The 22,037-nt window shown below is 71.8% G+C and carries 16 protein-coding genes; 7 read left to right on the plus strand and 9 right to left on the minus strand.

Annotated features, from left to right (window positions below):
• Positions 1–474 precede the first annotated feature (474 nt).
• The 3 genes from ACZ6KY_RS26930 to ACZ6KY_RS26940 form a co-directional block, all read right to left on the minus strand.
• On the minus strand, positions 475–2,214 hold the full coding sequence (locus ACZ6KY_RS26930; protein WP_469312863.1) for a subtype B tannase: 1,740 nt from the start codon (positions 2,212–2,214) through the stop codon (positions 475–477).
• A 452-nt stretch (positions 2,215–2,666) separates the two neighbouring features.
• Positions 2,667–3,656 carry an agmatinase gene (speB, locus tag ACZ6KY_RS26935; protein ID WP_469312864.1) on the minus strand — a complete coding sequence of 330 codons (990 nt, stop codon included), beginning with the start codon at positions 3,654–3,656 and terminating at the stop codon, positions 2,667–2,669.
• A gap of 26 nt (positions 3,657–3,682) precedes the next feature.
• Positions 3,683–5,275: an acyl-CoA carboxylase subunit beta gene (locus ACZ6KY_RS26940; RefSeq protein ID WP_469312865.1), complete on the minus strand. Its 1,593-nt coding sequence runs from the start codon at positions 5,273–5,275 to the stop codon at positions 3,683–3,685.
• Positions 5,276–5,840: 565 nt separating this feature from the next.
• Between ACZ6KY_RS26940 and ACZ6KY_RS26945 the strand changes: the two genes are divergently transcribed.
• The 4 genes from ACZ6KY_RS26945 (at position 5,841) to ACZ6KY_RS26960 (ending at position 12,513) form a co-directional block, all read left to right on the plus strand.
• Entirely contained in the window at positions 5,841–8,993 is a 3,153-nt protein-coding gene (locus ACZ6KY_RS26945) for an AAA family ATPase (protein WP_469312866.1), read from the plus strand.
• Positions 8,974–9,945, plus strand: coding sequence for a metallophosphoesterase family protein (locus tag ACZ6KY_RS26950; protein WP_469312867.1), 972 nt, complete (start codon positions 8,974–8,976; stop codon positions 9,943–9,945). Before ACZ6KY_RS26945 ends, ACZ6KY_RS26950 begins: the two co-directional genes overlap by 20 nt.
• Positions 9,942–10,676 (plus strand): 4'-phosphopantetheinyl transferase family protein, encoded by a 735-nt coding sequence (locus ACZ6KY_RS26955; protein ID WP_469312868.1) that lies wholly within the window; start codon positions 9,942–9,944, stop codon positions 10,674–10,676. Before ACZ6KY_RS26950 ends, ACZ6KY_RS26955 begins: the two co-directional genes overlap by 4 nt.
• A 175-nt stretch (positions 10,677–10,851) precedes the next feature.
• Entirely contained in the window at positions 10,852–12,513 is a 1,662-nt protein-coding gene (locus tag ACZ6KY_RS26960) for a flavin monoamine oxidase family protein (protein ID WP_469312869.1), read from the plus strand.
• A gap of 97 nt (positions 12,514–12,610) precedes the next feature.
• Here the strand turns inward: ACZ6KY_RS26960 and ACZ6KY_RS26965 are convergent, their stop codons facing one another.
• The 6 genes from ACZ6KY_RS26965 to rfbD all read right to left on the minus strand — a co-directional run bounded on the left by ACZ6KY_RS26965 (position 12,611) and on the right by rfbD (position 18,549).
• A complete protein-coding gene (locus tag ACZ6KY_RS26965; RefSeq protein WP_469312870.1) occupies positions 12,611–14,035 on the minus strand; it encodes a class I adenylate-forming enzyme family protein in 1,425 nt (474 codons plus the stop codon).
• A gap of 282 nt (positions 14,036–14,317) precedes the next feature.
• Complete coding sequence (locus ACZ6KY_RS26970; RefSeq protein ID WP_469312871.1) at positions 14,318–14,962, minus strand: thioesterase II family protein; 645 nt, start codon at positions 14,960–14,962, stop codon at positions 14,318–14,320.
• On the minus strand, positions 14,959–15,945 hold the full coding sequence (gene rfbB / locus ACZ6KY_RS26975; RefSeq protein ID WP_469312872.1) for a dTDP-glucose 4,6-dehydratase: 987 nt from the start codon (positions 15,943–15,945) through the stop codon (positions 14,959–14,961). The genes ACZ6KY_RS26970 and rfbB overlap by 4 nt, the downstream gene beginning before the upstream one ends.
• Entirely contained in the window at positions 15,942–17,009 is a 1,068-nt protein-coding gene (locus ACZ6KY_RS26980; RefSeq protein WP_469312873.1) for a glucose-1-phosphate thymidylyltransferase, read from the minus strand. Before ACZ6KY_RS26980 ends, rfbB begins: the two co-directional genes overlap by 4 nt.
• Positions 17,006–17,620 (minus strand): dTDP-4-dehydrorhamnose 3,5-epimerase, encoded by a 615-nt coding sequence (gene rfbC, locus ACZ6KY_RS26985; RefSeq protein WP_469312874.1) that lies wholly within the window; start codon positions 17,618–17,620, stop codon positions 17,006–17,008. Before rfbC ends, ACZ6KY_RS26980 begins: the two co-directional genes overlap by 4 nt.
• Complete coding sequence (gene rfbD / locus ACZ6KY_RS26990) at positions 17,617–18,549, minus strand: dTDP-4-dehydrorhamnose reductase (protein ID WP_469312875.1); 933 nt, start codon at positions 18,547–18,549, stop codon at positions 17,617–17,619. The genes rfbC and rfbD overlap by 4 nt, the downstream gene beginning before the upstream one ends.
• 381 nt (positions 18,550–18,930) lie before the next feature.
• Between rfbD and ACZ6KY_RS26995 the strand changes: the two genes are divergently transcribed.
• The 3 genes from ACZ6KY_RS26995 to ACZ6KY_RS27005 all read left to right on the plus strand — a co-directional run bounded on the left by ACZ6KY_RS26995 (position 18,931) and on the right by ACZ6KY_RS27005 (position 21,889).
• Positions 18,931–19,923 (plus strand): ABC transporter ATP-binding protein, encoded by a 993-nt coding sequence (locus ACZ6KY_RS26995; RefSeq protein ID WP_469312876.1) that lies wholly within the window; start codon positions 18,931–18,933, stop codon positions 19,921–19,923.
• Positions 19,920–20,765, plus strand: coding sequence for an ABC transporter permease (locus tag ACZ6KY_RS27000; RefSeq protein ID WP_469312877.1), 846 nt, complete (start codon positions 19,920–19,922; stop codon positions 20,763–20,765). The genes ACZ6KY_RS26995 and ACZ6KY_RS27000 overlap by 4 nt, the downstream gene beginning before the upstream one ends.
• Before the next feature lie 158 nt (positions 20,766–20,923).
• The gene (locus ACZ6KY_RS27005) at positions 20,924–21,889 is read left to right on the plus strand and encodes an ACP S-malonyltransferase (protein ID WP_469312878.1); all 966 of its coding nucleotides are present in this window, start codon (positions 20,924–20,926) and stop codon (positions 21,887–21,889) included.
• Positions 21,890–22,037 lie beyond the last annotated feature (148 nt).

Here is a 22,037-nt window from a genome sequence, read left to right on the forward strand (position 1 = left end):
GGGCGGGAAAAAAAGAAAAGTGCAGCCGAAAGGATCGAGGACGGTTTCGAAACGAGCCACCCAACACCGGCCCCCACACGTGGGGGTACCGCCGGACGGGGTGCCCGCCCCCACCGTGGGGGGCGCGGCCAAGAGGTCCAGATCTGAAATTCGGACACCTGGCCTGTGGGTCAGCCACTGTCGGCGGTGATGGTGACGCGGACGTAGCACCGACTGCTGTGCGTCACGTCCGACGACGGGTGCACGTCGGCGTGGCTGGACTCGCTGGTGGCCTTGCTGGCGGCGAGAATGAGCCACTCAAGTCATTGCAAATTTCTTACTGAAGTCCGCAAATATCGGATGGAACATGGGGTGGCCCCTCGGCGCCTTGCCTGTGCCGAGATTCCCATCCGTGCGCGGCCGGCGGACTCTGAACCGCGGAGCCCGGGGCTCCTGCGCCCCGGCGCCGTGCGTCGGACCGCTGCCGCTGCCGGCCTATCCGTGGTGGCCGGGGGCAAGCGGGTTGCCGGCACCGCGGACTACGTCGGCGATCCAGGCCATGGCCTCGGGCACGTCGTAGTTGCCGGCGTGCGGCTTGTTCCAGGCGAGCTGGTAGTCGACGTTCTTGACCTGTTTGTCCGCTTCGAGGGCGCGGTCGAGGTTGACCGAGACGATGAACGACGTGTCGCGGTCGCGGGTGCCGGTGCGCACGTACCAGTTCGGCGCGGTGTCGGCGCCGGTGCCGACGAAGTCCATCGGATTGATCAGGTGGACCTGGTCGTCGACGGTGGTGCTCCTCCTGCTGGTGTACTGGTCCCAGGTGAGCCCGGTGTCGTCCGTGCCGCTTCCGTCACCGGCGACGTTGTTGTGATTCCAGCTGTACTCGGTGTAGTTCATGTACTTCTGGGTCGGTGGGCCGAAGAGGTTGGTCTCGGTGCCGCTGGTGGTGTTGCCGTTGACGCCCACGGCGTCGAAGGCGGGAGTCGTCTTGAGGACGGCCTGGGTGGCGACGAAGGCGAGGTACTTCGCCATGTCGACGGAGAGCACCTTGTCGGTGGCGTTGTCCGCGTCGATCCAGTCGTTGACGTACGACTTGGTGGTGGGCGGGCCTCCGGGACCACCGGACTGGATCTCGAACGTGCCGCCCAGAGGCGGAATCGTGTTGGCGGGATCCGCCTTCATGTAGGTCTCCGCTGAGCGGATGACCTCTTTCCTGATGGTGTCGAGCATGTTCGCGGCGGTGAGCCGGGAGCCGTCGGGGTTGCGCAGCCCGAGGCGCTGCTCGTACGCGGGAAACCGGGCCGCGATGGCGGCGGCGTCCGCCGGCGAGGGGTTCTCGCCCGTGGTGTCGCGGGTGGCGAGGATGTTGAACAGCCACTCATAGGCGGTGTCGGCGTTGCCGAGGTCGGTGATCGGGCAGTACGCGTTGACGGCGAAGACGTCGTCGCGCAGGGTGCTTTGCCCCTTCGCGTCGATGCCTGCGGCGCCGATCGCGGCAAGGTAGGGGTTGTACTCGGTGCTGTTGCCGGACGCGCCCAGGATCGAGGACAGTGCGCCGCCGCCGCTGGTGCCGTTCACGACGATCCGCTCGGCGCTGCCGGGCATCGTCGCGTCGTTGAGGCGCAGGTAGCGGACGGCAGCCTTGGCGTCGACCACCGCGGCAGGGGCTTTGCCGGGAGAGGTGCCGTCGGCGCCGATCAGTCCGCGGCTGCGGTCGGCGACGTCGGCGAAGACATAGCCGGCCTTCAGCGCGGCGCCGACGTTGGACGTCGCGCTGTCGTAGGCGGTGCCGTCGGTCACGCCGGCCTTGATGTAACTGGCCATCCAGCCGGCGTTGTTCACCGCGAAGTAGATCGGCGCCTGCTGGTCGCCGAAGGCACTTTCGGGGACGAACACGTTCATGCTCTGGTAGCCGCAGGCGGTGTTGGGGATCGTGGTGCTGCCGCCGCCGGGACCGCCGGGCTGCTGCGCCGCCGCGGCCACCGGGTTCGCGACGTAGCAGATCTCCTTGTACCAGCGCACGTTCATCGGCTGGCCGTCGACCGACACGGTGATCGTCGTGTAGGCGGTGGAGTCGAAGGCCAGCGCGACGTCCTGCGGGTCTGCGGCCTGGCCGCTTCCCCGCGAGTGGGCCGCCCCGGTGCCGGCCGCCGCGAAGGAGGCGGGCACCGGGGCGGCCGTGAGCACCAGGGAGCCCGTGATCGCCATGACTCTCAGGAAGTCTCTACGGATCACAGGGTGTCCTTCTCGCTTGCCCGTCGCTCGGGTCAGTCCATCGCGTCCGAAGGACGCAGAGAGCCGCTGCATAGGGGTCTCCCCTCGTTGAGCACCAAGTGCTCCGCCGATGCCTTGGGCCAAGGCCTGATGGACGCTACAAGATTGTTAACAATATACCTAGCGATCTATCAGACACTTTTGCTGACACTTGCCCCTGTGGACTACCGGACAGCTCCCGGTCGGCGGGCCGCGTACGGCGCGACCGCCGCCTGCCCAGCGGGTTCGGCGTTTCGGCCAGGAACTTGACGCAGTGACGGAAGGGGACGGCACCAGCTTGCTGTGAACCGCGGAATGGCAGCTCCCTGCCTGCGTTCTCGCAGGTCAATGACTGTTTCCAGGCTGAACAGGGGCTCTGACTCCGCGGCGCGCCACACACCCAGTGGCCCCGCACAGGGGGGCGCGCGGGGCGACTACTGCCCTGTCCCCCACCGCACCGGGGCCATCTGCTTCGACATGATGCTCACCAGTTCGTACGCCGCGTGGCTGGCGGCGACGGACGTGATGTCGGCGTGGTCGTAGGCGGGGGCGACCTCGACGAGATCGGCGGAGACCAGATTGCAGTCGCTGAGGCCCCGCAGGATCTCCAGCAGTTCACGGGAGGTCAGCCCGCCCGCCTCCAGGGTGCCCGTGCCGGGGGCGTGCGCGGGGTCGAGGACGTCGATGTCGATGGAGATGTAGAGCGGGCGGTTGCCGACGCGCTGACGCAGTTGGTCGACGACCTCGTCGACGCCGCGCCGCATCACGTCGGCGGAGGTGACGATGCCGAAGCCGAGCTTGGCGTCCTCGTCGAGGTCCTGCTTGCCGTAGATGGGGCCCCGGGTGCCGACGTGCGAGAGGGCGGAGGTGTCGACGATGCCCTCCTCGACGGCGCGCCGGAAGGGCGTGCCGTGGGTGAACGCCTGGCCGAAGTAGTCGTCCCAGGTGTCCAGGTGGGCGTCGAAGTGGAGGACGGCGACCGGGCCGTGCTTCTTGGCGACGGCGCGCAGCAGGGGCAGCGCGATGGTGTGGTCACCGCCCAGCGTCATCAACCGGGCGCCGGTGGAGAGGAGTTCGTCGGCGCCGGCCTCGATGGTCTCCACGGCCTCGTCGAGGTTGTAGGGGTTGGCGGTGATGTCGCCGGCGTCCGCGACCTGGCTGTAGTGGTAGGGGTAGACGTCCTGCGCGGGGTTGTACGGGCGCAGTGTGCGGGAGGCCTCGCGGATGGCGTTGCTGCCGAAGCGGGCACCGGGACGGTAGGTGACGCCCCCGTCGAAGGGCACCCCGACGACGGCGACCTCCGCCTTGTCCACCTGGTCGAGCCGGGGCACCCGCCCGAACGTCGCGAGGCCCGCGAAGTGGACGGTGCGGTCCGACTCCACCGGCGGCACCGGCGGGGTCACTCCATTGGGGTGGGCGGTCATGGTGGGATCGGTACCTTTCCGGTGGCTCACTGGGGCGGGTTGCCGTGCTTGCGGGACGGCAGGTCCGCGTGCTTGGTCCGGAGCATCGCGAGGGACTTGATCAGGACCTCGCGGGTCTCGGCGGGGTCGATGACGTCGTCGACCAGGCCGCGCTCCGCCGCGTAGTACGGGTGCATCAGCTCGGCCTTGTACTCCTTGACCATGCGCGCCCGCATGACCTCGGGGTCCTCCGCCTCGGCGATCTGACGGCGGAAGATCACGTTCGCCGCGCCCTCGGCGCCCATCACGGCGATCTCGTTCGTCGGCCAGGCGTAGGTGAGGTCCGCTCCGATGGACTGGCTGTCCATGACGATGTAGGCACCTCCGTACGCCTTGCGCAGGATGAGGGAGATCCGCGGCACCGTCGCGTTGCAGTACGCGTAGAGCAGCTTCGCGCCGTGCCGGATGATCCCGCCGTGCTCCTGGGCGACACCCGGCAAAAAGCCGGGGACGTCGAGGAGCGTCACCAGGGGGATGCTGAAGGCGTCGCACAACTGCACGAAGCGCGCGGCCTTTTCACTGGCTTCGATGTCCAGCACCCCTGCCAGGTACTGGGGTTGGTTGGCGACGATGCCGACGACCATGCCGTCGAGGCGGGCCAGCGCGCAGATGATGTTGCGGGCCCAGCGCTCGTGGATCTCCAGGTAGTCGCCGTCGTCGACGAGCTCCTCGATGACCTTGGTCATGTCGTACGGGCGGTTGCCGTCGGCCGGGACCAGGTCGAGCAGCACCTCGCTGCGCCGGTCGGCCGGGTCCGACGAGGCGGCCCGCGGCGGGTTCTCGCGGTTGTTCTGCGGGAGCATCGACAGGAGGTAGCGCACCTCCGCGATGCAGGTCTCCTCGTCGTCGTAGGCGAAGTGGCAGACGCCGGAGGTCTCCGCGTGGACGTCGGCGCCGCCCAGGCCGTTCTGCGTGATCTCCTCGCCCGTCACCGCCTTCACCACGTCCGGCCCGGTGATGAACATCTGCGAGGTCTCACGGACCATGAACACGAAGTCCGTGAGCGCCGGGCTGTAGGCCGCGCCGCCCGCACACGGGCCCAGCATCACGGAGATCTGCGGGATGACCCCGGAGGCCCTGGTGTTGCGCTGGAAGATGCCGCCGTAACCGGCGAGAGCGCTCACGCCCTCCTGGATACGGGCACCCGCGCCGTCGTTCAGCGACACCAGCGGCGCACCGGCCGCGATGGCCATGTCCATGATCTTGTGGATCTTCGTGGCGTGCGCCTCACCCAGCGCGCCCCCGAAGATCCGGAAGTCATGGGCGTACACGAAGACCGTCCGGCCCTCGACCGTCCCCCAGCCGGTGATCACACCGTCCGTGTACGGCTTCTTCGCCTCCAGACCGAAACCGGTCGCCCGGTGCCGACGCAGCTGCTCGACCTCCTGGAACGAACCCGCGTCCAGCAGCAGCTCGATCCGCTCCCGCGCGGTCAGCTTGCCCTTGGCGTGCTGCGCCTCGGTCGCCCTCCCGCTCGGACCGCGTACGGCGGCTTCACGAACAGCCCACAACTCGGCAACCCTGCCGTTGATTGTCGTGGCGCTCCCGTGTGCCGAAGCGCTCTCCCGGATCGTCGACATGCACCATCCCCAACCCGGCCCGGCGGTACGGGCGACTCTGCGTTCCCGTGGGCGCCAAATGCCCACGCAGGTAATTGAAGTGGCCCGGGCAATGGGCCCGACACCGCTGACCACCCCTACTCTCGGCGCGATCACCCCTAGAGGAAGAGGGGTCCAATAGCTGCTGGCCGTCGGCCAGTTCTCGGTGCCGCGGCCATTCCTTGAGGTTTACCTGAGGTTCAGGTCCCCTGTGGCACGCCTATCCGTCTGACCAGCAATGATCCCACCCCAGGGGTAACTGGTCCTCCATTCCCCGGTGTTACCCGGGAAACACGACGAGGCGCAGCCGTAATGGCACGGACGCAATCGGGGGCCGCGTCGTTGGTACAGTTCGAGAAACCCGCCGAACGAGGAGAACCGGAGTGTCGTGCGGCCTGGGACACGTGCGGTGAATTCCCGGTGCATACCAAACGAGTTGGCCTGATGCCTCTGTACCGTGCGGGGACGGGGAGAGCGGACGGGGGTGCGGCAGCGCGCCCCGCCGACGCCTTTTGACATACAACGGAAAGGCTTCGCGGCTGTGTTGGTGGAGCGGGACGAACAGATCGGAAGGCTCACCTCCTTCATATCGGGGGCGGCCTCCGGCACGGCTCCCGGCGTCGCTCGCGGAGCCGGGCGGATCGCGGTGATCAGCGGGCCCGTCGCCTCGGGCAAGACGGCACTGCTCCACCGCGCGCTGGAGACCGCCGCGGACACCGGCCCGCAGGTGCTCACCGCCGTACCCTCGCCCGCGGAGCAGGCCATCGCCTTCGGCGTGGTGGAACAACTGCTGTGCGACGCCCCGGCCGTCGACGGGCTGCCGCCGCTGCGCCGGCCCGTGGCGCCCACCGGTCCGGACGCGCCGAGGGACGTCCCCCTCGACGTCCTGGAGGCGTTCCACGCCAGACTGACGACCGTACGGTCCCGCGGGCAGGTACTGATCGCGGTGGACGACGTGCAGTACGCCGACCCGCAGTCCCTGCAATGCCTGGCGCACGCGCTGCTGAGGGCCCCCTCGACCGGCGCTCCGATCACCCTGATGGTTACCCACGACCCGTACGCCGACGGCCCGGCCCCGCGCGTGCTGTCACGGCTGCTGCACCAGTGGCACGGGGTGCACCTGCGGCTGGCGCCGCTGAGCGTGGACGGCGTGGCACGGCTGCTCGCGGCCCGGGAGACCGGGCACGGCACCAGGACGACCGGGACCGTACCGGGCGTACCGGCCGCAGAGGCCACCGGGCAGCGCGCCCCGGGGCGCCCGGCCCGCCGCACCGCCCGGCAGACCGCCGCCCTGGCCGGCACCCTGCACGCGGCGACCGGCGGCAACCCGCTGCTGGTCCTCGGCCTGATGGAGGACCGCCTTGGCCGGCCGGGCGGCGAAGACCCCTACCGCGTACCGGCTCCGGAAGCGGGCGACGGGTACGACGGGGCGGACCCGCTGGAGACGGACGGCGCCTTCGGGCCGCGCCCGCCGATGGACCTCGCCGAGCTGAGCGACCCGGCGGCCGACCCGCTGCTGCACCCGGACGGCACCGCCGCGCCCGCCCCGGTCGTCGCGGGCCAGGCCGACGAGCAGTTCCTGCGCAACGCGCTGAGCTGCGTGCACCGCACCGGCCCCGACGGGCTGCGGGTGGCCCAGGGCATCGCGCTGCTGGGCTCGGCGGGCTCGATGGCGCTGCTGGCCCGGCTGATGGAGGTCGAGGAGCGCACCGCGGCCCGCGTGGTGAGCGCCCTGGACCGCGCCGGGGTGCTCGCCGGCACCCGCTTCCGGCACGGCGGCGTGCGGGCCGCCGTGGTGGAGAGCCTGGCCGACGACGCGGTCACCCGGCTGCGGCTGCGCGCCGCCCGGCTGCTGTACGCGGACGGCGCCTCGCCCATGGTGGTCACCGCCCAGCTCCTCGCGCACGAGATGCCCGCGCCCGAGGAGGAGTGGGCGCCCCGGGTGCTGCGGGAGGCCGCGCGCACCGCGCTGGCCGCGCAGCGCGTCGCCCTGGCGGTGCGCTGCCTGCGGCTGGCGGAGGACTGCTGCGCGGACGAGGCCGAGCGGATGCAGCTCCGCGCGACGCTCGCCAAGTACATCTGGTGGGTCGAACCCTCGGCCTGGGCGCAGCAGTTGCGCTCGCTGCTCGGCGCGGTCCGCGACGGGCTGCTGCCGCCCGCCGACACCCTGCGGCTCGTGCGCGACCTGCTGTGGAACGGCTGGACCGACGACGCCTCGGGCGCGCTGTGCCAGGTGCTGGCGGAGGTGCCGGACGAACCGGACGAGCCACTCGCCGCCGAACTGCGCACTCTGTGGCTCCTGTTGGCCGGCACCTACCCGACCGTCCTGGAGCAGCTCGACGGGGCGCCGGTCGCCTCCGCCGACGCCGCCCTTGCCGGGGACCCGGTACCGACGCCGGCCAATCCCCGGCTGGAGGCGGCGCGGGTGCTGCACGCGGTGCTGGGCGCGGCCGGGGCGGGGGAGGCCGCCGACGAGGAGCTGGCCGACACCGCGGAGCGGCTGCTGGCCGCGACCCGGCTGACGGAGGAGACCCACCTGGGGATGCGCGGCTGTCTGCTGGCGCTGCTGTACGCGGACCGGCTGGGCACGGCCACCGTGTGGACGGACCGGCTGCTGGCGGAGGCGGCGGAGCGACGGGCGCCGGGCTGGACGGCGGTGCTGCGCGGGATGCGCGCGCACATGTCGCTGCGCCGGGGCTGCCTGGCGGAGGCCCGGCACATGGCGGAGCAGGCGCTGGAGCAACTGCCGCCGCACAGTTGGGGCGTGGGCGTGGGGATGCCGCTGGCCGCGCTGATCGAGGCGCGCACCGCGATGGGCGACCACGAGGCGGCGGCCGAGCTGGTGCGCCGGCCGGTGCCGGAGGCGATGCTGCGCACCCGCTACGGACTGCACTACCTCTACGCGCGTGGCCGGCACCGGCTGGCCACCGGCCGGCACCACGCGGCGCTGAACGACTTCGCCGCCTGCGGCGGGCTGATGCGGCGCTGGGACATGGACCGCTCGGCGCTGGTGCCGTGGCGGGTGGGCGTGGCCGAGGCGTGGCTGGCGCTGGGCAGCCGCGACGAGGCGGAACGGTTCGCCCGCGAGCAGCTCGCCGGGGACGCCGGTCCCCGGGTGCGCGGGCTGGCGCTGCGGGTGCTGGCCACCGCCCGCCCGGCCGCGGAGCGCCCGGCGCTGCTGGGCGAGGCGGTGTCGCTGCTTCAGGACAACGGCGACTGGTACGAACTGGCACGGGCGCTGAGCGACCTGGGTGCGGCGTACAAGCAGCTCGGTGACACGGCCCAGTTCAAGCTGCACACCCGGCGGGCCCGTCGGATCGCCAAGGGCTGCGCCGCGCAGGAGCTGTACCGCGCGCTCCAGCCGTGCCAGGACCGCGCGGACGGCGCGCAGCGGCAGACCGCTCCCGCGCTGTCCGCCGGCGACGCGCCGACGCGGCTCGCGGACCGCACCATGTCGCCCCGCCCGGACAGGGCCGCGGGCCGGCGGCACTCTGCGGCGCCGGCCTCGCTGACGGACGCCGAGCGCAGAGTGGCGGCGCTGGCCGCGCACGGATACACCAACCGGGAGATAAGCGCCAAGCTCTTCATCACCGTCAGCACCGTGGAGCAGCACCTCACCCGGGTCTACCGGAAAATCAACATAACCCACCGTCAGGACCTGCCGGTGAGTCTGGACACAGATGTCGCACACACCGCATGACCCGTACGCCGCGGCCCAGATCCCCGGCACCGAGAGGACTTCCGCCCCGCGACTGCTCGCGGTCAGCGACCTGCACATCGGGATGGCCGACAACCGGCCCATCACCGAGTCGCTGCGCCCGGCGCACGAGGACGACTGGCTGATCGTGGCGGGGGACGTCGGCGAGCTGACCGACGACATCGCCTGGGCGCTGCGGCTGCTGGCAGGACGCTTCGCCAAGGTGATCTGGACGCCGGGCAACCACGAACTGTGGACCGCGCGCGAGGACCCGGTGCAACTGCGCGGCGAGGCCCGCTACCGGTACCTGGTGCAACTGTGCCGGGACCTGGGCGTGAGCACACCGGAGGATCCGTGGCCGGTGTGGCGCGGCCCGGGCGGCCCGGTCGCGGTCGCCCCGCTGTTCCTGCTGTACGACTACACCTTCCGGGTGCCGGGCACGACGACCAAGGAGGAGTCGCTGGCCAGGGCGCACGAGGCGGGCGTGGTGTGCACCGACGAGTACCTGCTGCACCCGGACCCGCACCCGACCCGCGACGCCTGGTGCCGGGCCAGGGTGGCGGAGACCCGCGAGCGGCTGCTGGCGCACGACCCGGCGGTACCGCTGGTGCTGGTGAACCACTTCCCGCTGGTGCGCGAGCCCACGGACGTGCTGTGGCACCCGGAGTTCGCCCAGTGGTGCGGCACGGTGCTCACCGCCGACTGGCACCGCCGGTTCACCACCGCCGCGGTCGTCTACGGACATCTGCACATCCCCAGGACCACCTGGTACGACGGCGTGCGGTTCGAGGAGGTGTCGATCGGCTACCCGCGCGAGTGGCGCCGACGCGGCCACCCCAGGGGCCTGCTGCGGCAGATCCTGCCCGAGCCCGGCCGGCCGGAGGCCCGCGCCACGACCGGCGCGGAGAGCACCACCGGGACGGGTGCGCGCCGGGCGGAGGAGGCAGCGACGTGATCGAGGCACTGCTGCCGGACGCGGCCGTCGCGGTCGAGGCCTTCGGGCCGGACGGCTCGGCGACGCTGTACCCGGAGGAGGCGGAGCTGGTGGCCCGCACCACCGACCAGCGCCGCGAGGAGTTCACCACCGTACGGGCCTGCGCCCGCCGCGCGATGACGGCGCTCGGCCTGCCGCCCGCCCCGGTGCTGCCGGGCGTGCGCAACGTGCCCCGCTGGCCCGAGGGCGTGGTGGGCAGCCTGACGCACTGTGCCGGCTACCGGGCGGCGGTGCTGGCCCGCGACACCGACCTGGCGATGGTCGGCATCGACGCCGAGCCGGACCGGCCGCTGCCGGACGGGGTGCTGGAGTCGATCGCCCTGCCGCGCGAACTGGCCTGGGTGCGGGCGGGGGCGGGCGGGCGGCTGTGCCGGGACCGGCTGCTGTTCAGCGCCAAGGAGGCCGTATACAAGACCTGGTTCCCGGCGCTGGGCAGCGAGTTGGACTTCGACGACGCCGACATCGCCTTCCGCACCGAGCACGAGGACGCCCTCACCGGCGCCGCGCGCGGCGTCTTCGCGGCGCGCGTGCTGCGGCCCCGGCACGCCCCGGACGGCCGGCTGGTCGACCGCTTCGCGGGTCGCTGGCTGTCCGGGCGCGGCATCGTCGTGACGGCGATCACCGTGCCGGCCCGGCGGGCGACGGCCGTGGCTCCCGGTACCCCGGGTACGGGGCGCAACCAGGGTGGATAGGGGTTGTCGGGGTTTGCGGCCGGTCCTTAGCGTGAGGTGACCGGCACGACCGCGCCGGGCCGCTCGCGGCGACCGTCTCACGGGGCCCGGCCCGACTCCGCGCGTTCCGGCTCCGCCGGAACAGGTCTCCGGTTTCCCCGGAAACGATGTGGAATCGGCCCGAGAGGTATTCCAGATGACGTCAGCCAGCGCGCCTCCCACCACCATGCTCGTGCCGGACTTCCCCTTCTCCTACGACGACTGGCTGCGCCACCCGGCCGGGCTCGGCACGCTGCCGGCGCACCGGGCCGGCACCCCGGTGGCCGTGGTCGGCGGCGGGATGGCCGGGATGACCGCCGCGTACGAACTGATGCGGCTGGGGCTGCGCCCGGTGGTGTACGAGGCGGAGCAGGTGGGCGGCCGGATGCGGTCGCTGTCCTTCCCCGGGGCGCCCGGGTGCGTGGCGGAGATGGGGGCGATGCGTTTCCCGCTCTCCGCCCGCGCCCTGTTCCACTACGTGGACCTGCTGGGGCTGTCCACCCGCCCCTTCCCGAACCCGCTGGCCCCCACCACCCCCAGCACCCTGATCGACCTGGGCGGTGAGCGGCACAGCGCCCGCGTGGTGGAGCAACTCCCGGACGTCTTCCAGGAGGTGGCGGTCGCCTGGGAGAAGGCCCTGCAGGAGCGGGCCGAACTGGCCACCATGCGCGACGCGGTGCAGCGCCGCGACGTGGACCTCCTCAAGCAGATATGGAACCGTCTGGTCAGGGAGTTCGACGACCAGTCGTTCTACGGTTTCCTCGCGACGAGTTCGACGTTCCAGTCCTTCCGGCACCGCGAGATCTTCGGGCAGGTGGGCTTCGGCTCCGGCGGCTGGGACACCGACTTCCCCAACTCGCTGCTGGAGATCCTGCGGGTCGTCTACACCGAGGCCGACGACAACCAGGTCTCCATCGACGGCGGTTCACAGCGGGTGCCGCTGGGGCTCTGGGAGCACGCTCCGGAGGCGCTCGCGCACTGGCCGGCCGGCACGTCGCTGGCCTCGCTGCACGGCGGGCGCACCCGCCCGGCCGCGGCGGCCGTGGCGCGCGACGGTGACCGCTTCGTCGTCACCGACGCGGACGGCGACCGCGAGCGGTTCGCTGCGGTGGTCTACACCCCGCACGTGTGGACCCTGCTGAACCGGGTGGCGTGCGATCCGGCGCTGCTGACCCCGCCGCTGTGGACGGCGGTGGAGCGCACCCACTACATGGGCGCCTCCAAGCTGTTCGTGCTCACGGACCGTCCCTTCTGGCACGACCTCGACCCGCTCACCGGGCGGCCGGCGATGAGCATGACGCTCACCGACCGGATGCCGCGCGGGGTGTACCTCTTCGACGACGGCCCGGACCGGCCCGGTGTGATGTGCCTGTCGTACACCTGGAACGACGACTCGGCGAAGATCTCCACGCTGAGCACCGCGCGACGCCTGGAGGTACTGCTGGAGCGGCTGGCCGAGATCTACCCGGACGTGGACATCCGCTCCCACGTGGTGGGCGACCCCATCACCATCACCTGGGAGAACGAGCCGCACTTCATGGGCGCCTTCAAGTCGAACCTGCCCGGCCACTACCGCTACCAGCGCCGGCTGTTCACCCAGTTCGTGCAGCGCGACCTCGCCGCGCACCGGCGCGGATTCTTCCTGTGCGGCGACGACGTGTCGTGGACGGCCGGCTTCGCGGAGGGCGCGGTGACCACCGCGCTCAACGCGGTGTGGGCCGTCCTCGACCACCTCGGCGGCGCCACGCACCCCGACAACCCGGGCCCCGGTGACCTCTTCGACGCGCTGGCTCCTGTGGAACTGCCCTACGACGGCTGAGGGTCCGCACCGATGGCGCCCCCGTCCCGGCGAACCGGGACGGGGGCGGCGTCCGTTGTACGGAAGGTCTCGCCCCTGGAGCTTGGGCGGGCGCCAACTACGCTGCCGGGAAGCGCTGTTCCTCGGCGGCCATGCGGGCCAGGGCCTTCTTGTCGGGCTTGCCGTTGCGGTTGAGCGGGAACTGATCGAGCACCACGACCTTGTTGGGCTGCTCGAAGGCGGGCAGCACCGCGCACAGCCGCTCCCGCCAGTGGGCGGCGTCGCGCCGCTCGTCGTCCTCGACGAAGAACACCAGCCGGGAGCCGAGGAGTTCGTCGTCCACCGGCACGATGCGGGTGGAGCAGCCCTCGCCGGCCACCTTGCGCTCGATCAGCTCGGGGTAGAGCGTGTAGCCCAGGCGGTGCACGGCGAACTTGCGGCCCAGCACGTGGAGGTTGCCCTCCGCGTCGAGGTGGCCGAGGTCGCCGGTGGGCTGCCAGCCGGTCGGCGCGGGCACCACGGTGCCGTCGTCGGCGATCTGGCCCTCCAGCGCGTCGGGGGTGTCCACCTCGATCTCGCCGGGCCGCCCGGCGGGCAGTTCGCGGCCGTCCTCGTCGACGACGCGCAGCCGGATGCCGTCCATGGCCCTGCCGCAGGCGACCGGGTTCTCCAGGGTGGCGAAGGAGATGTTGCCCAGCTCGGTGGAGCCGTAACTGTCCAGCAGCGGCAGCCCGTACTCCTTGACGTAGCCCTCGACCAGCGGCGCGTCGAGCGGGGCCGCGCCGACGCAGAACATGCGCACCCCGGCCAGGTGCTCGCGCAGCCCGGCCTGTCTGGTGGCCATGCCCAGGATGCTGCGGTAGCTGGAGGGGGTGGCGTCGACGACGGTGGTGCCGGCGTCGCGGGCCATGCGCAGCGCCCGGTCCAGCCGGCGGTAGGGGGCGATCACCAGGGAGCAGCGGGTGAGGTGGGCGATGAGCACCATCGACAGCCCGTACTGGTGGGCGAAGGGCAGCAGCGGCAGCAGCACGTCGTCGGGCCGGTGGCCGACCTGGGCGGCGTTGCGCCGCAGGTTGGTGAGGAACTTGGCGCCGGACTTCACCACGCCCTTGGGGGAGCCGGTGGAGCCGGAGGTCCACATGATCAGCCCGTCGGGCAGCTCGCCCCAGGCGTCGAACGACAGCCCGGCGCCGGCGGGCACGCGGTCGGCCGCGTCCACCATCAGCTCGTACAGGTGGATGGGGTCGGCGTCCTGGTCGATGGGGGTCTCGTCGTCCACCAGGGTGACCTTGACGCCGGTGCGCAGGGCGATGCGGCGGGTCTCCTCCTTGTGCTCCTGCTGGTCGACGAGGACGATCGAGGCGCCGACGTGCATCAGCGCGTAGAGCACGCACACGTAGTTGGCCGAGTTGCCCGCCTTGAGCATGACCCGGTCGCCCAGGCCGACACCGCGGTCGCGGATCACATCGGCGACGCGCAGGGCGTCCTGCTCGAACTCGGCAACGGGCCGCACCGAGTCGGCTGCGAAGATCTTCGCGGTCATCGGTCGCACACTGTCCTTCCTCTGGACCGGACGGGACCGGAGGCGGCGCGCGGTGCGCCGTGCCTGGGCGGTCCGGCTGGTCCGGTGGGTGAATCGCGGAATCGCGGGCTTCACGAGAGACGGGGAGACCGGTCGGTCCCGCCCGGTTGACGCGGGTCTCCGCACGGCACGCTATGCAGTCGGGGTGCGGGCGGGTACCCCAGACCGGCCCCTGCCGCCCCCTGTCAACGCCACCTCGGGGGCCGGCCGGGGGTCGGCCGGAGTCCTCAACTCCCTTGCGCTTCAGTCCGGTTCGGAAGCGGGCAGCGAGATGAGCTGGTCGTGCACGAGGTTGACGACCTCGCGGCGGTGGGAGTCGAGGTAGCCGCGCGGCGCGGGGAACACCTCCAGGTCGAAGAGGCCGGCCGTGCACCGGCGCCACGCCCGCATCCCGGCGAGCGGGGCACGGTCGTCGTGGTGTCCGGCGAGCGCGACCACCCGGCAGGTGAGGGCCGGCGGGCCGATACTGCCGTGGTTGGCCGGTCCGGTGCACCCGGAGACGAAGAGGGTCAGCGGGGCGGCGTGTTCCTCCTGCTCCAGACGGCGGGCGACGGCGTAGGCGAGCTCGGCGCCGAGCCGGTGGCCGAAGAGGGCCAGCGGTCGGTCGGCCCAGCCGCGGATCGACTCGAAGATCTTGTCCACCAGTCCCGCGCGGTCGCCGCCTTCCTGTTCCTCCTCCGTGGTCCCCGCGGGGTACTGGATGATCAGCAACTCCACGGTGGGCAGCAGCAGTTCCGACATGGCGAGGTAGCAGACGGAGGAGTTGCGCCGGCTGGGGAAGCAGATCATGCGGTACGTGCTGGGGACCGCGGGCTGCCGGATCTGGATCAGGGTGACGGCGTCCGGGGTGCCCTCCCTGGTGGAGTGCTCGGTGCACTCGGGTCTCATGTGCCCCGGAGCTCCGCCTCGGGCGCGGTCAACGGCGGGCGGTGGGCTCTGTACCAGGCGACGGTCTCGGCGAGACCCTCGGTGAAGTCGTGGCGGGGCCGGTAGCCCAGCTCGTCACTGATCTTGGTCCAGTCCACCGAGTAGCGCCGGTCGTGGCCCTTGCGGTCGGTGACGCGCTCCACCCGCTCCCAGCCCGCGCCGCACGCCTCCAGCAGCAGCCCGGTCAGCTCCTTGTTGGTCAGCTCGGTGCCGCCGCCGATGTTGTACGTCTCCCCCGCCCGGCCGCCGGTGAGGACGGCGAACAGCCCTTGGCAGTGGTCGTCCACATGCAGCCAGTCGCGTACGTTCTCCCCGTCGCCGTACAGCGGGACGGTGCCACCGGCGAGCAGTCGGGTGACGAACAGCGGGATGATCTTCTCCGGGTACTGGTGAGGCCCGTAGTTGTTGGAGCAGCGGGTGACGCGCACGTCCAGGCCGTGGGTGCGGTGGTAGGACAGCGCGAGCAGGTCGCTCGCGGCCTTGGAGGCGGAGTACGGGGAGTTGGGGGCGAGCGGGTCGCTCTCCTTGGAGGAGCCGGTGGGCACCGAGCCGTACACCTCGTCGGTGGAGACGTGGACGAAGGGGCCGGTGCCGTGGCGCAGCGCGGCCTCCAGCAGGGTGTGGGTGCCGAGCACGTTGGTGCGCACGAACGCGTCGGCGTGGGCGATGGAGCGGTCCACGTGGGACTCGGCGGCCAGGTGTACGACGGCGTCGTGCTCGGCGACCAGCCGGTCCACCAGGGCCGCGTCGGTGATGTCGCCGTGCACGAAGGAGAAGCCGGGCTCGTCCTGGACGGCGGCCAGGCCGGCACGGTCGCCGGCGTAGGTGAGGGCGTCCAGGACGGTGACGCGGACGTCGTCGCCCAGCGGCTTTTCGGGGCCGAGGACGGTGCGCGTCAGGTGGGAGCCGATGAACCCGGCCGCTCCCGTGATGAGGATGTTCATGAGCGGATCTGCACCTTGCTGTGGTCGCCGAGGATCAGTCGGTGGGCCTGGGGCGTACGGGGCGCGGGGGTGACCTGCACATGTCGTCCTATCACGGAGGCGGCGATGCGGCGCACGCCCTCGATGACCGTGCCGGCCAGCACGATGGAGTACTCGACCTCGCTGTCCACCACCAGGCAGTCCTCCGCGACGGAGGTGAACGGACCGATGTACGAGCCCTCGACGCGGGTGCCTCGGCCGATGACGGCCGGGCCGACGATGCGGGACCGGGTGACGACCGCGCCCTCCTCCAGCACGACCCGGCCGACGACGTCGCTGTCCTCGTCGACGGTGCCGGCGCAGGCGGGGGTCAGTGAGTCGAGCACCGAGCGGTTGACCTCCAGCATGTCGGCGGCGTTGCCGGTGTCCTTCCAGTAGCCGTGGACGGTGGAGGAGGTGACGTCCCGGCCTTGGTCGAGCAGCCACTGGAGGGCGTCCGTGATCTCCAGCTCGCCGCGCGCGGAGGGCCGGATGGCGGTGACCGCGTCGTGCACGGCGGGGGTGAAGAAGTACACGCCGACGAGGGCCAGGTCGCTCTTGGGAAACGTCGGCTTCTCCTCCAGGCCGGTGACGAGGCCCTCGGCGTCGAGGGTGACGACGCCGAACGCGGAGGGGTCGGGGACCCGCGTGAGCATGATCTGCGCGGCGGGCCTGCGGGTGCGGAATTCCTCCAGTTGTTCGCTGATCCCGCCGAGCAGGAAGTTGTCGCCGAGGTACATCACGAAGTCGTCGTCGCCCAGCCAGTCGCGGGCCACGCGCACCGCGTGCGCCAGGCCGAGCGGCTGGTGCTGGGGGATGTAGGTGACGCTGATGCCGAAGCGGGAGCCGTCGCCGACGGCGGCGCGGATCTCCTCCGCGGTGTCGCCGACGATGATGCCCACGTCGGTGACCCCGGCCTCGGCGATCCCCTCCAGCACGTAGAAGAGGATGGGCTTGTTGGCGACCGGCACGAGCTGCTTGGCCGAGGTGTGGGTCAGGGGGCGCAGGCGGGTGCCGGAGCCTCCCGACAGGACGAGTGCCTTCACGGCGTCTCCTCGCTCAGGGGTGCGGCCGGCGAGGACGGATGACGTACGCGGTCCTCGTGGCGCGGCAGCAGACCGCGGGCCTCCGCCTCGGCGATGCCGGGCGCCCGGTCGTCCTTGGGGGAGAGCACCGGGGCGGTACCGGGCGCCCAGACGATGCCCAGCTCCGGGTCGAGCGGGTGGACGCCGTGCTCGCGGGCGGGGTCGTAGCCCGAGGTGGTCAGGTAGACGACGGTGGCGTCGTCGGTGAGGGCCTGGAAGGCGTGGCCGAGGCCTTCGGAGAGGAAGACCGAACGGCGGTCCCGGTCGTCCAGGAGCACGCCCTCCCACTGGCGGTAGGTGGGCGAGCCGACGCGCAGGTCCACGATCACGTCGAGGACGGCGCCCCGCACGCAGCTGACGTACTTGGCCTGCCCGGGCGGCACATCCGCGAAGTGCACGCCGCGTATCACGCCCCGGCGGGAGGTGGAGCAGTTGACCTGCGCCAGCTCCAGGCGGCGTCCGGTGGCCCTCTCGAACGTCTCGCTCCGGAAGGCTTCCAGGAACGTGCCGCGTTCGTCCTCGTGAAGGTGCGGCTCGTACAGCCACGCGCCCTCCAGCGACAGGGGTTTCACGTTTCCACAGCCTTTCGGGTCCGGGGGTCGGGCGCGGCGAGGTCCGCGTCCGCGAAGGCGTCGGCCAGCGCGGTGCGCCAGGGCCGCATCGGGGGCAGGCCGACCGCGGCCCACCGGTCGTGGCCCAGCACGCTCCAGGTGGGCCGCACGGCGGGCCGGTCCAGCCGGGAGCTGTCGACGGGACGCACCCGGCCGGGGTCGTGGCCGGTGGCCCGGAAGACCTCCCGGGCCAGTTCGTACCAGGTGGTGCCGCCTGCGCCGGTGGCGTGGAAGACACCGTGGGCACGGTCGGCGGGCAGAGTGCCCAGGGCGATCAGCCGGTCGGCCACGTCGGGCGCCCAACTGGGCTGCCCGTGCTGGTCGTCGACCACGTCGACGGCGCGTCCCGGCTCACGGGCCAGGCCGGCCATGGTGTGCGCGAAGCCGCCCCGCTCGCGCCCGTAGAGCCAGGCGGTGCGCACCACCGCGCCGGTACGCGGCAGGTGCCGCGCCACGGCGCGTTCGCCCACGAGCTTGGTGCGCCCGTAGGCGGTGCGCGGGGCGGGGTGGGCGTCCTCGGCGTAGGGGCGGCCACGGTCCGCCGGGGTGCCGGAGAAGACGTAGTCGGTGGAGACGTGCAGCAGTCTGCCGCCGGTGGCGGCGCAGGCGCGGGCCAGGTGGTCCGTGCCGGTGCCGTTGACGGCGAGGGCCGCGGCCTCCTCGGTCTCGGCGAGGTCGACGGCCGTCCAGGCGGCGCAGTTGACGACCACGTCGGCCCGGGCGCCGGCGACCGCGTCGGCGACGGCCGCCGGGTCGGTCAGGTCCAACTCGGCCCGCCCGCTCGTCATGGGGTCGGCGCCGCGGGCGGTGAGCTGGGCGACGACCTCGCCGCCGAGCATGCCGGTCGCGCCGATCACCATCCATCGCAACGCGGCCGGGTCCTCTCCCACCGCCGTGTCCGTCCGCCCCACCGACACTTCGTTTTGCAAAGAGTAATTCGGCGTGATCACGCAGCGATGCTAGGAGGCGTTTTCGAGCGATCGCAACAGTCGGTCACCGGTAGATTGACGAATAGGGGTGGTGAATTCCACCGACCGCATCCGGCCCCGATTCCCCCTCATTCCCCCTAGCCCGGCCGAACGACCCCTACGCACGGGGAAAGCCGGTCCGCGGCCCGGATCCGAGTGCTAGACAGGGGCAGCACCACTTCTGTGTCCCATTCAGTCGGCGCTCGACGTGCGGCCGGTGGCGCGACATTCTTGCGCGAGAGCCCGGACCCTCGTTTACGCGTCCCACGCGATTCGCAGGCGTAAATGAATTCTCAACCACCCATGGATTCTGCCGTCGTGGTCGACGGACTGGTCAAGAAGTACCGGGACCGCGACCGACCGGCGGTGGACGGCTTGAGCTTCTCCGTCCGCCGGGGAGAGATCTTCGGATTCCTCGGCCCCAACGGCGCCGGCAAGACCACCACGATCGGCGTCCTCACCACCCGCGTCGCCCCCACGGCGGGGCGCGCGTATGTGCAGGGCGTGGACGTGGTGGCCCAACCCGCCCGCGCCCGGCGGGCGTTCGCCGTCGTGCCGCAGCGCAACAACCTCGACCGCTCTCTGACACTCCGTCAGAACCTGCTGTTCCACGCCGGTTACCACGGCATGGGCCGGGCCGAGCGGCGCCGGCTCGCCGACGAGTGTCTGGACTGGGTGGGGCTGACCGAACGGCGCAACGCGCGCGGCGACGAGCTCTCCGGCGGCCAGGCCCAACGGGTGATGATCGCCCGGGCGTTGATGCACCGCCCCCAGGTCCTCTTCCTGGACGAGCCGGCCACCGGACTCGACCCGCAGGCGCGGCTGTTCATCCACGAGCGGGTCGCCGAGCTCAGCTCGCGGGGCGTCACCACCGTGCTGACCACCCACGACATGGACGAGGCCGCGAAGCTCTGCGACCGGGTCGGCATCGTGGACCGCGGCAAGCTGCTCGCCCTGGACACCCCCGAGGCCCTGATGAAGAGCCTGAGCGCCACCGCGGTCGGGCTCACCGTGCGACCCGCCCGCGCCGGCGACGAGGAGATCGTCCGGCTGCTGGGGAAACTGCCGGCGGTGGACCGGGTCGAAGTGGTGCGCCAGGAGGACCAGGAGCCGGCCGGCCAGGACGCCGGCGCCGTCGTACGGCTCCGCCTCTACAGCGACGCGCCGTCCGGCGCGGTGCTGCCGGGTGCCATCGCGGCCCTCACGGAAGCGAGTTGCGACATCAAGGACATCAGCATGGGCACTGCCTCACTGGAGGACGTCTTCATCGAACTGACCGGTCGGGAGCTGCGATGACGGCCACCACCGCCCCCGACCCGGTCCGGGACTTCCCCGCCGCCCTGCGACCGGCCCGCACCGACGTGCGCACCGCCGCCCGCACCTTCTTCTTCATCCTGTGGCGGGACGTCTTCGTCACCGGCCGTGAGCTGGGCCCCTTCCTCGCCCAGGTGCTCGTCGAGCCGTTCTTCATCCTGTTCGTCTTCGGCAAGGTGCTGGGCGAACTCGGTTACGTCAGCGGCTTCAACCAGGTCCTGCTGCCCGGCGTGGTGGCCCTCAACAGCTTCCTGGTCAGCCTGCAGAACACCGCCCTGCCGCTGGTCATCGACTTCTCCTGGACGAAGGAGATCGAGGACCGGCTGCTCGCGCCCATCCCCACCAGCCTGGTGGCCGTGGAGAAACTGGTCTTCGGCGCGCTGCGCGGCGTCATCGCCTCGCTGGTGATGATCCCGGTCGGATTCCTCGTCCTGGACGACGTCTCCTGGCCCATGGACAAGTTCGCCGCCACCCTCGGCGTGCTGCTGATGGGCGCGCTGGCCGGCAGCACCGTCGGCCTGACCATCGGCACGCTCGCCCCGCCCCGGCACATCAGCGTCATCTTCGCGGTGACCCTCACCCCGCTGATGTTCACCGGCTGCGCCCAGTTCCCCTGGCACGGGCTCGCCGGCATCCGCTGGTTCCAGGTGCTGTGCACGCTCAACCCCCTCACGTACGTCAGCGAGGGCATCCGCGCCCTGCTGCTGCCGCCGGGCGGCCCCGGGTCCATCCCGCTCTGGATCGACCTCACCGCCCTCGGCGGGGCCATCGTGATCTTCGGCCTCATCGGCATCAAGGGCTTCCACCGCAGGGCGCAGGACTGATCCTGCGGAGGCGCGGGAACTCCCCGCCGCTCCCCCTCATCCCTCGCCCCTCCCGGCCCCGTGTCCGGACCTGCGCCCGCCGGTCCGGAAGCGGGGCCGCGCCTGTCCCCGACGACTCTCCCTCGACGAACCACCCCTACCAGCAGAGGCGTTCCAGCATGATGACCCACACCGCCGCACCGGACCGGACCGGGACGGCGATCGTGTTCCCCGGCATGGGCCCCTCCGCCTTCGCGGAGGTCGGCAAGTTCCTCCTGCTCGACCCGTACGCCCGCGAACGGCTCGCCCAGGCCGACGAGGCCCTCGGCCACTCGGTCTTCGACCGCTTCCGCGACTCCGAGGAGGACTACTCCGTCCACTCGCAGATCGCCTTCCTGGTCAACTCCCTGGCGATGGCCGACCGGGCCGTCGCCGAACTCGGCCTCTCCCCCACCGTGATCACCGGCCCCAGTTTCGGCCAGAAGGCCGCGGCGGCCTGGTCCGGCGCGCTGTCCTTCGCCGACGTCGTCCGGCTCACGGCCGAACTGGCGTGCTGCGAGGAGGAGTTCTTCGCCACCTCCCACCCGGACGTGGTCACCCACTCCTTCGTGCGCACCCCGCAGGAGCAACTGGCGGAGATCCTCGCCGACTTCGACGCGCGCGGCACCTGGTACGACTTCTCCGGCCGACTCGACGAGGCCTTCCACATGGTGTCCGTGCGCGAGCGGGACCTCGACGCGTTCAAGGCGCGCATCAGCGCGGCCGGCGGGTACTCCATGTACTCGATGCGCCCGCCGGTGCACGCGGCCTCGTTCTCCGCGCTGCGGCGCAAAGCCGAGGAGGAGGTCTTCGCCCGGTACGAACTGGCCGACCCGGCCCTTCCCGTGGTCTCCGACCACGACGGAAGCGTGGTGCGGACGGCGGCGGAGCTGCGCTCGATGATGCTGGACACGTTCGACCGGCCGATCCACTGGCCCAGCGTCGTGGAGACCCTCACGGGGCTGGACGTGGGCACGGTGTGCGTGACCGGGCCGGACAACCTGTTCCACCGGCTCGACCTCACGCGCTCCTCGTTCACGGTGCGGACCGTGGGGCTGCCCAAGAAGCGGGAGAGGGAGCGGCCGGGGCGGCGCATCGCGTCCTGATCACACACCGGGGCCCGGGCCGAGCGGTTCTTCCGCCCGGCCCGGGCCTCAGTCGTACGCGGGCCCCGGCCCACGCTCCCGGCACCTCGCGTGGGGACGTGGGGGCCCGGGGTGCAGGGGCGGCGCCCCGCGGACGGCGCCCCGCGAA

The sequence above is a fragment of the Streptomyces sp. NPDC042002 genome, from assembly GCF_055588305.1.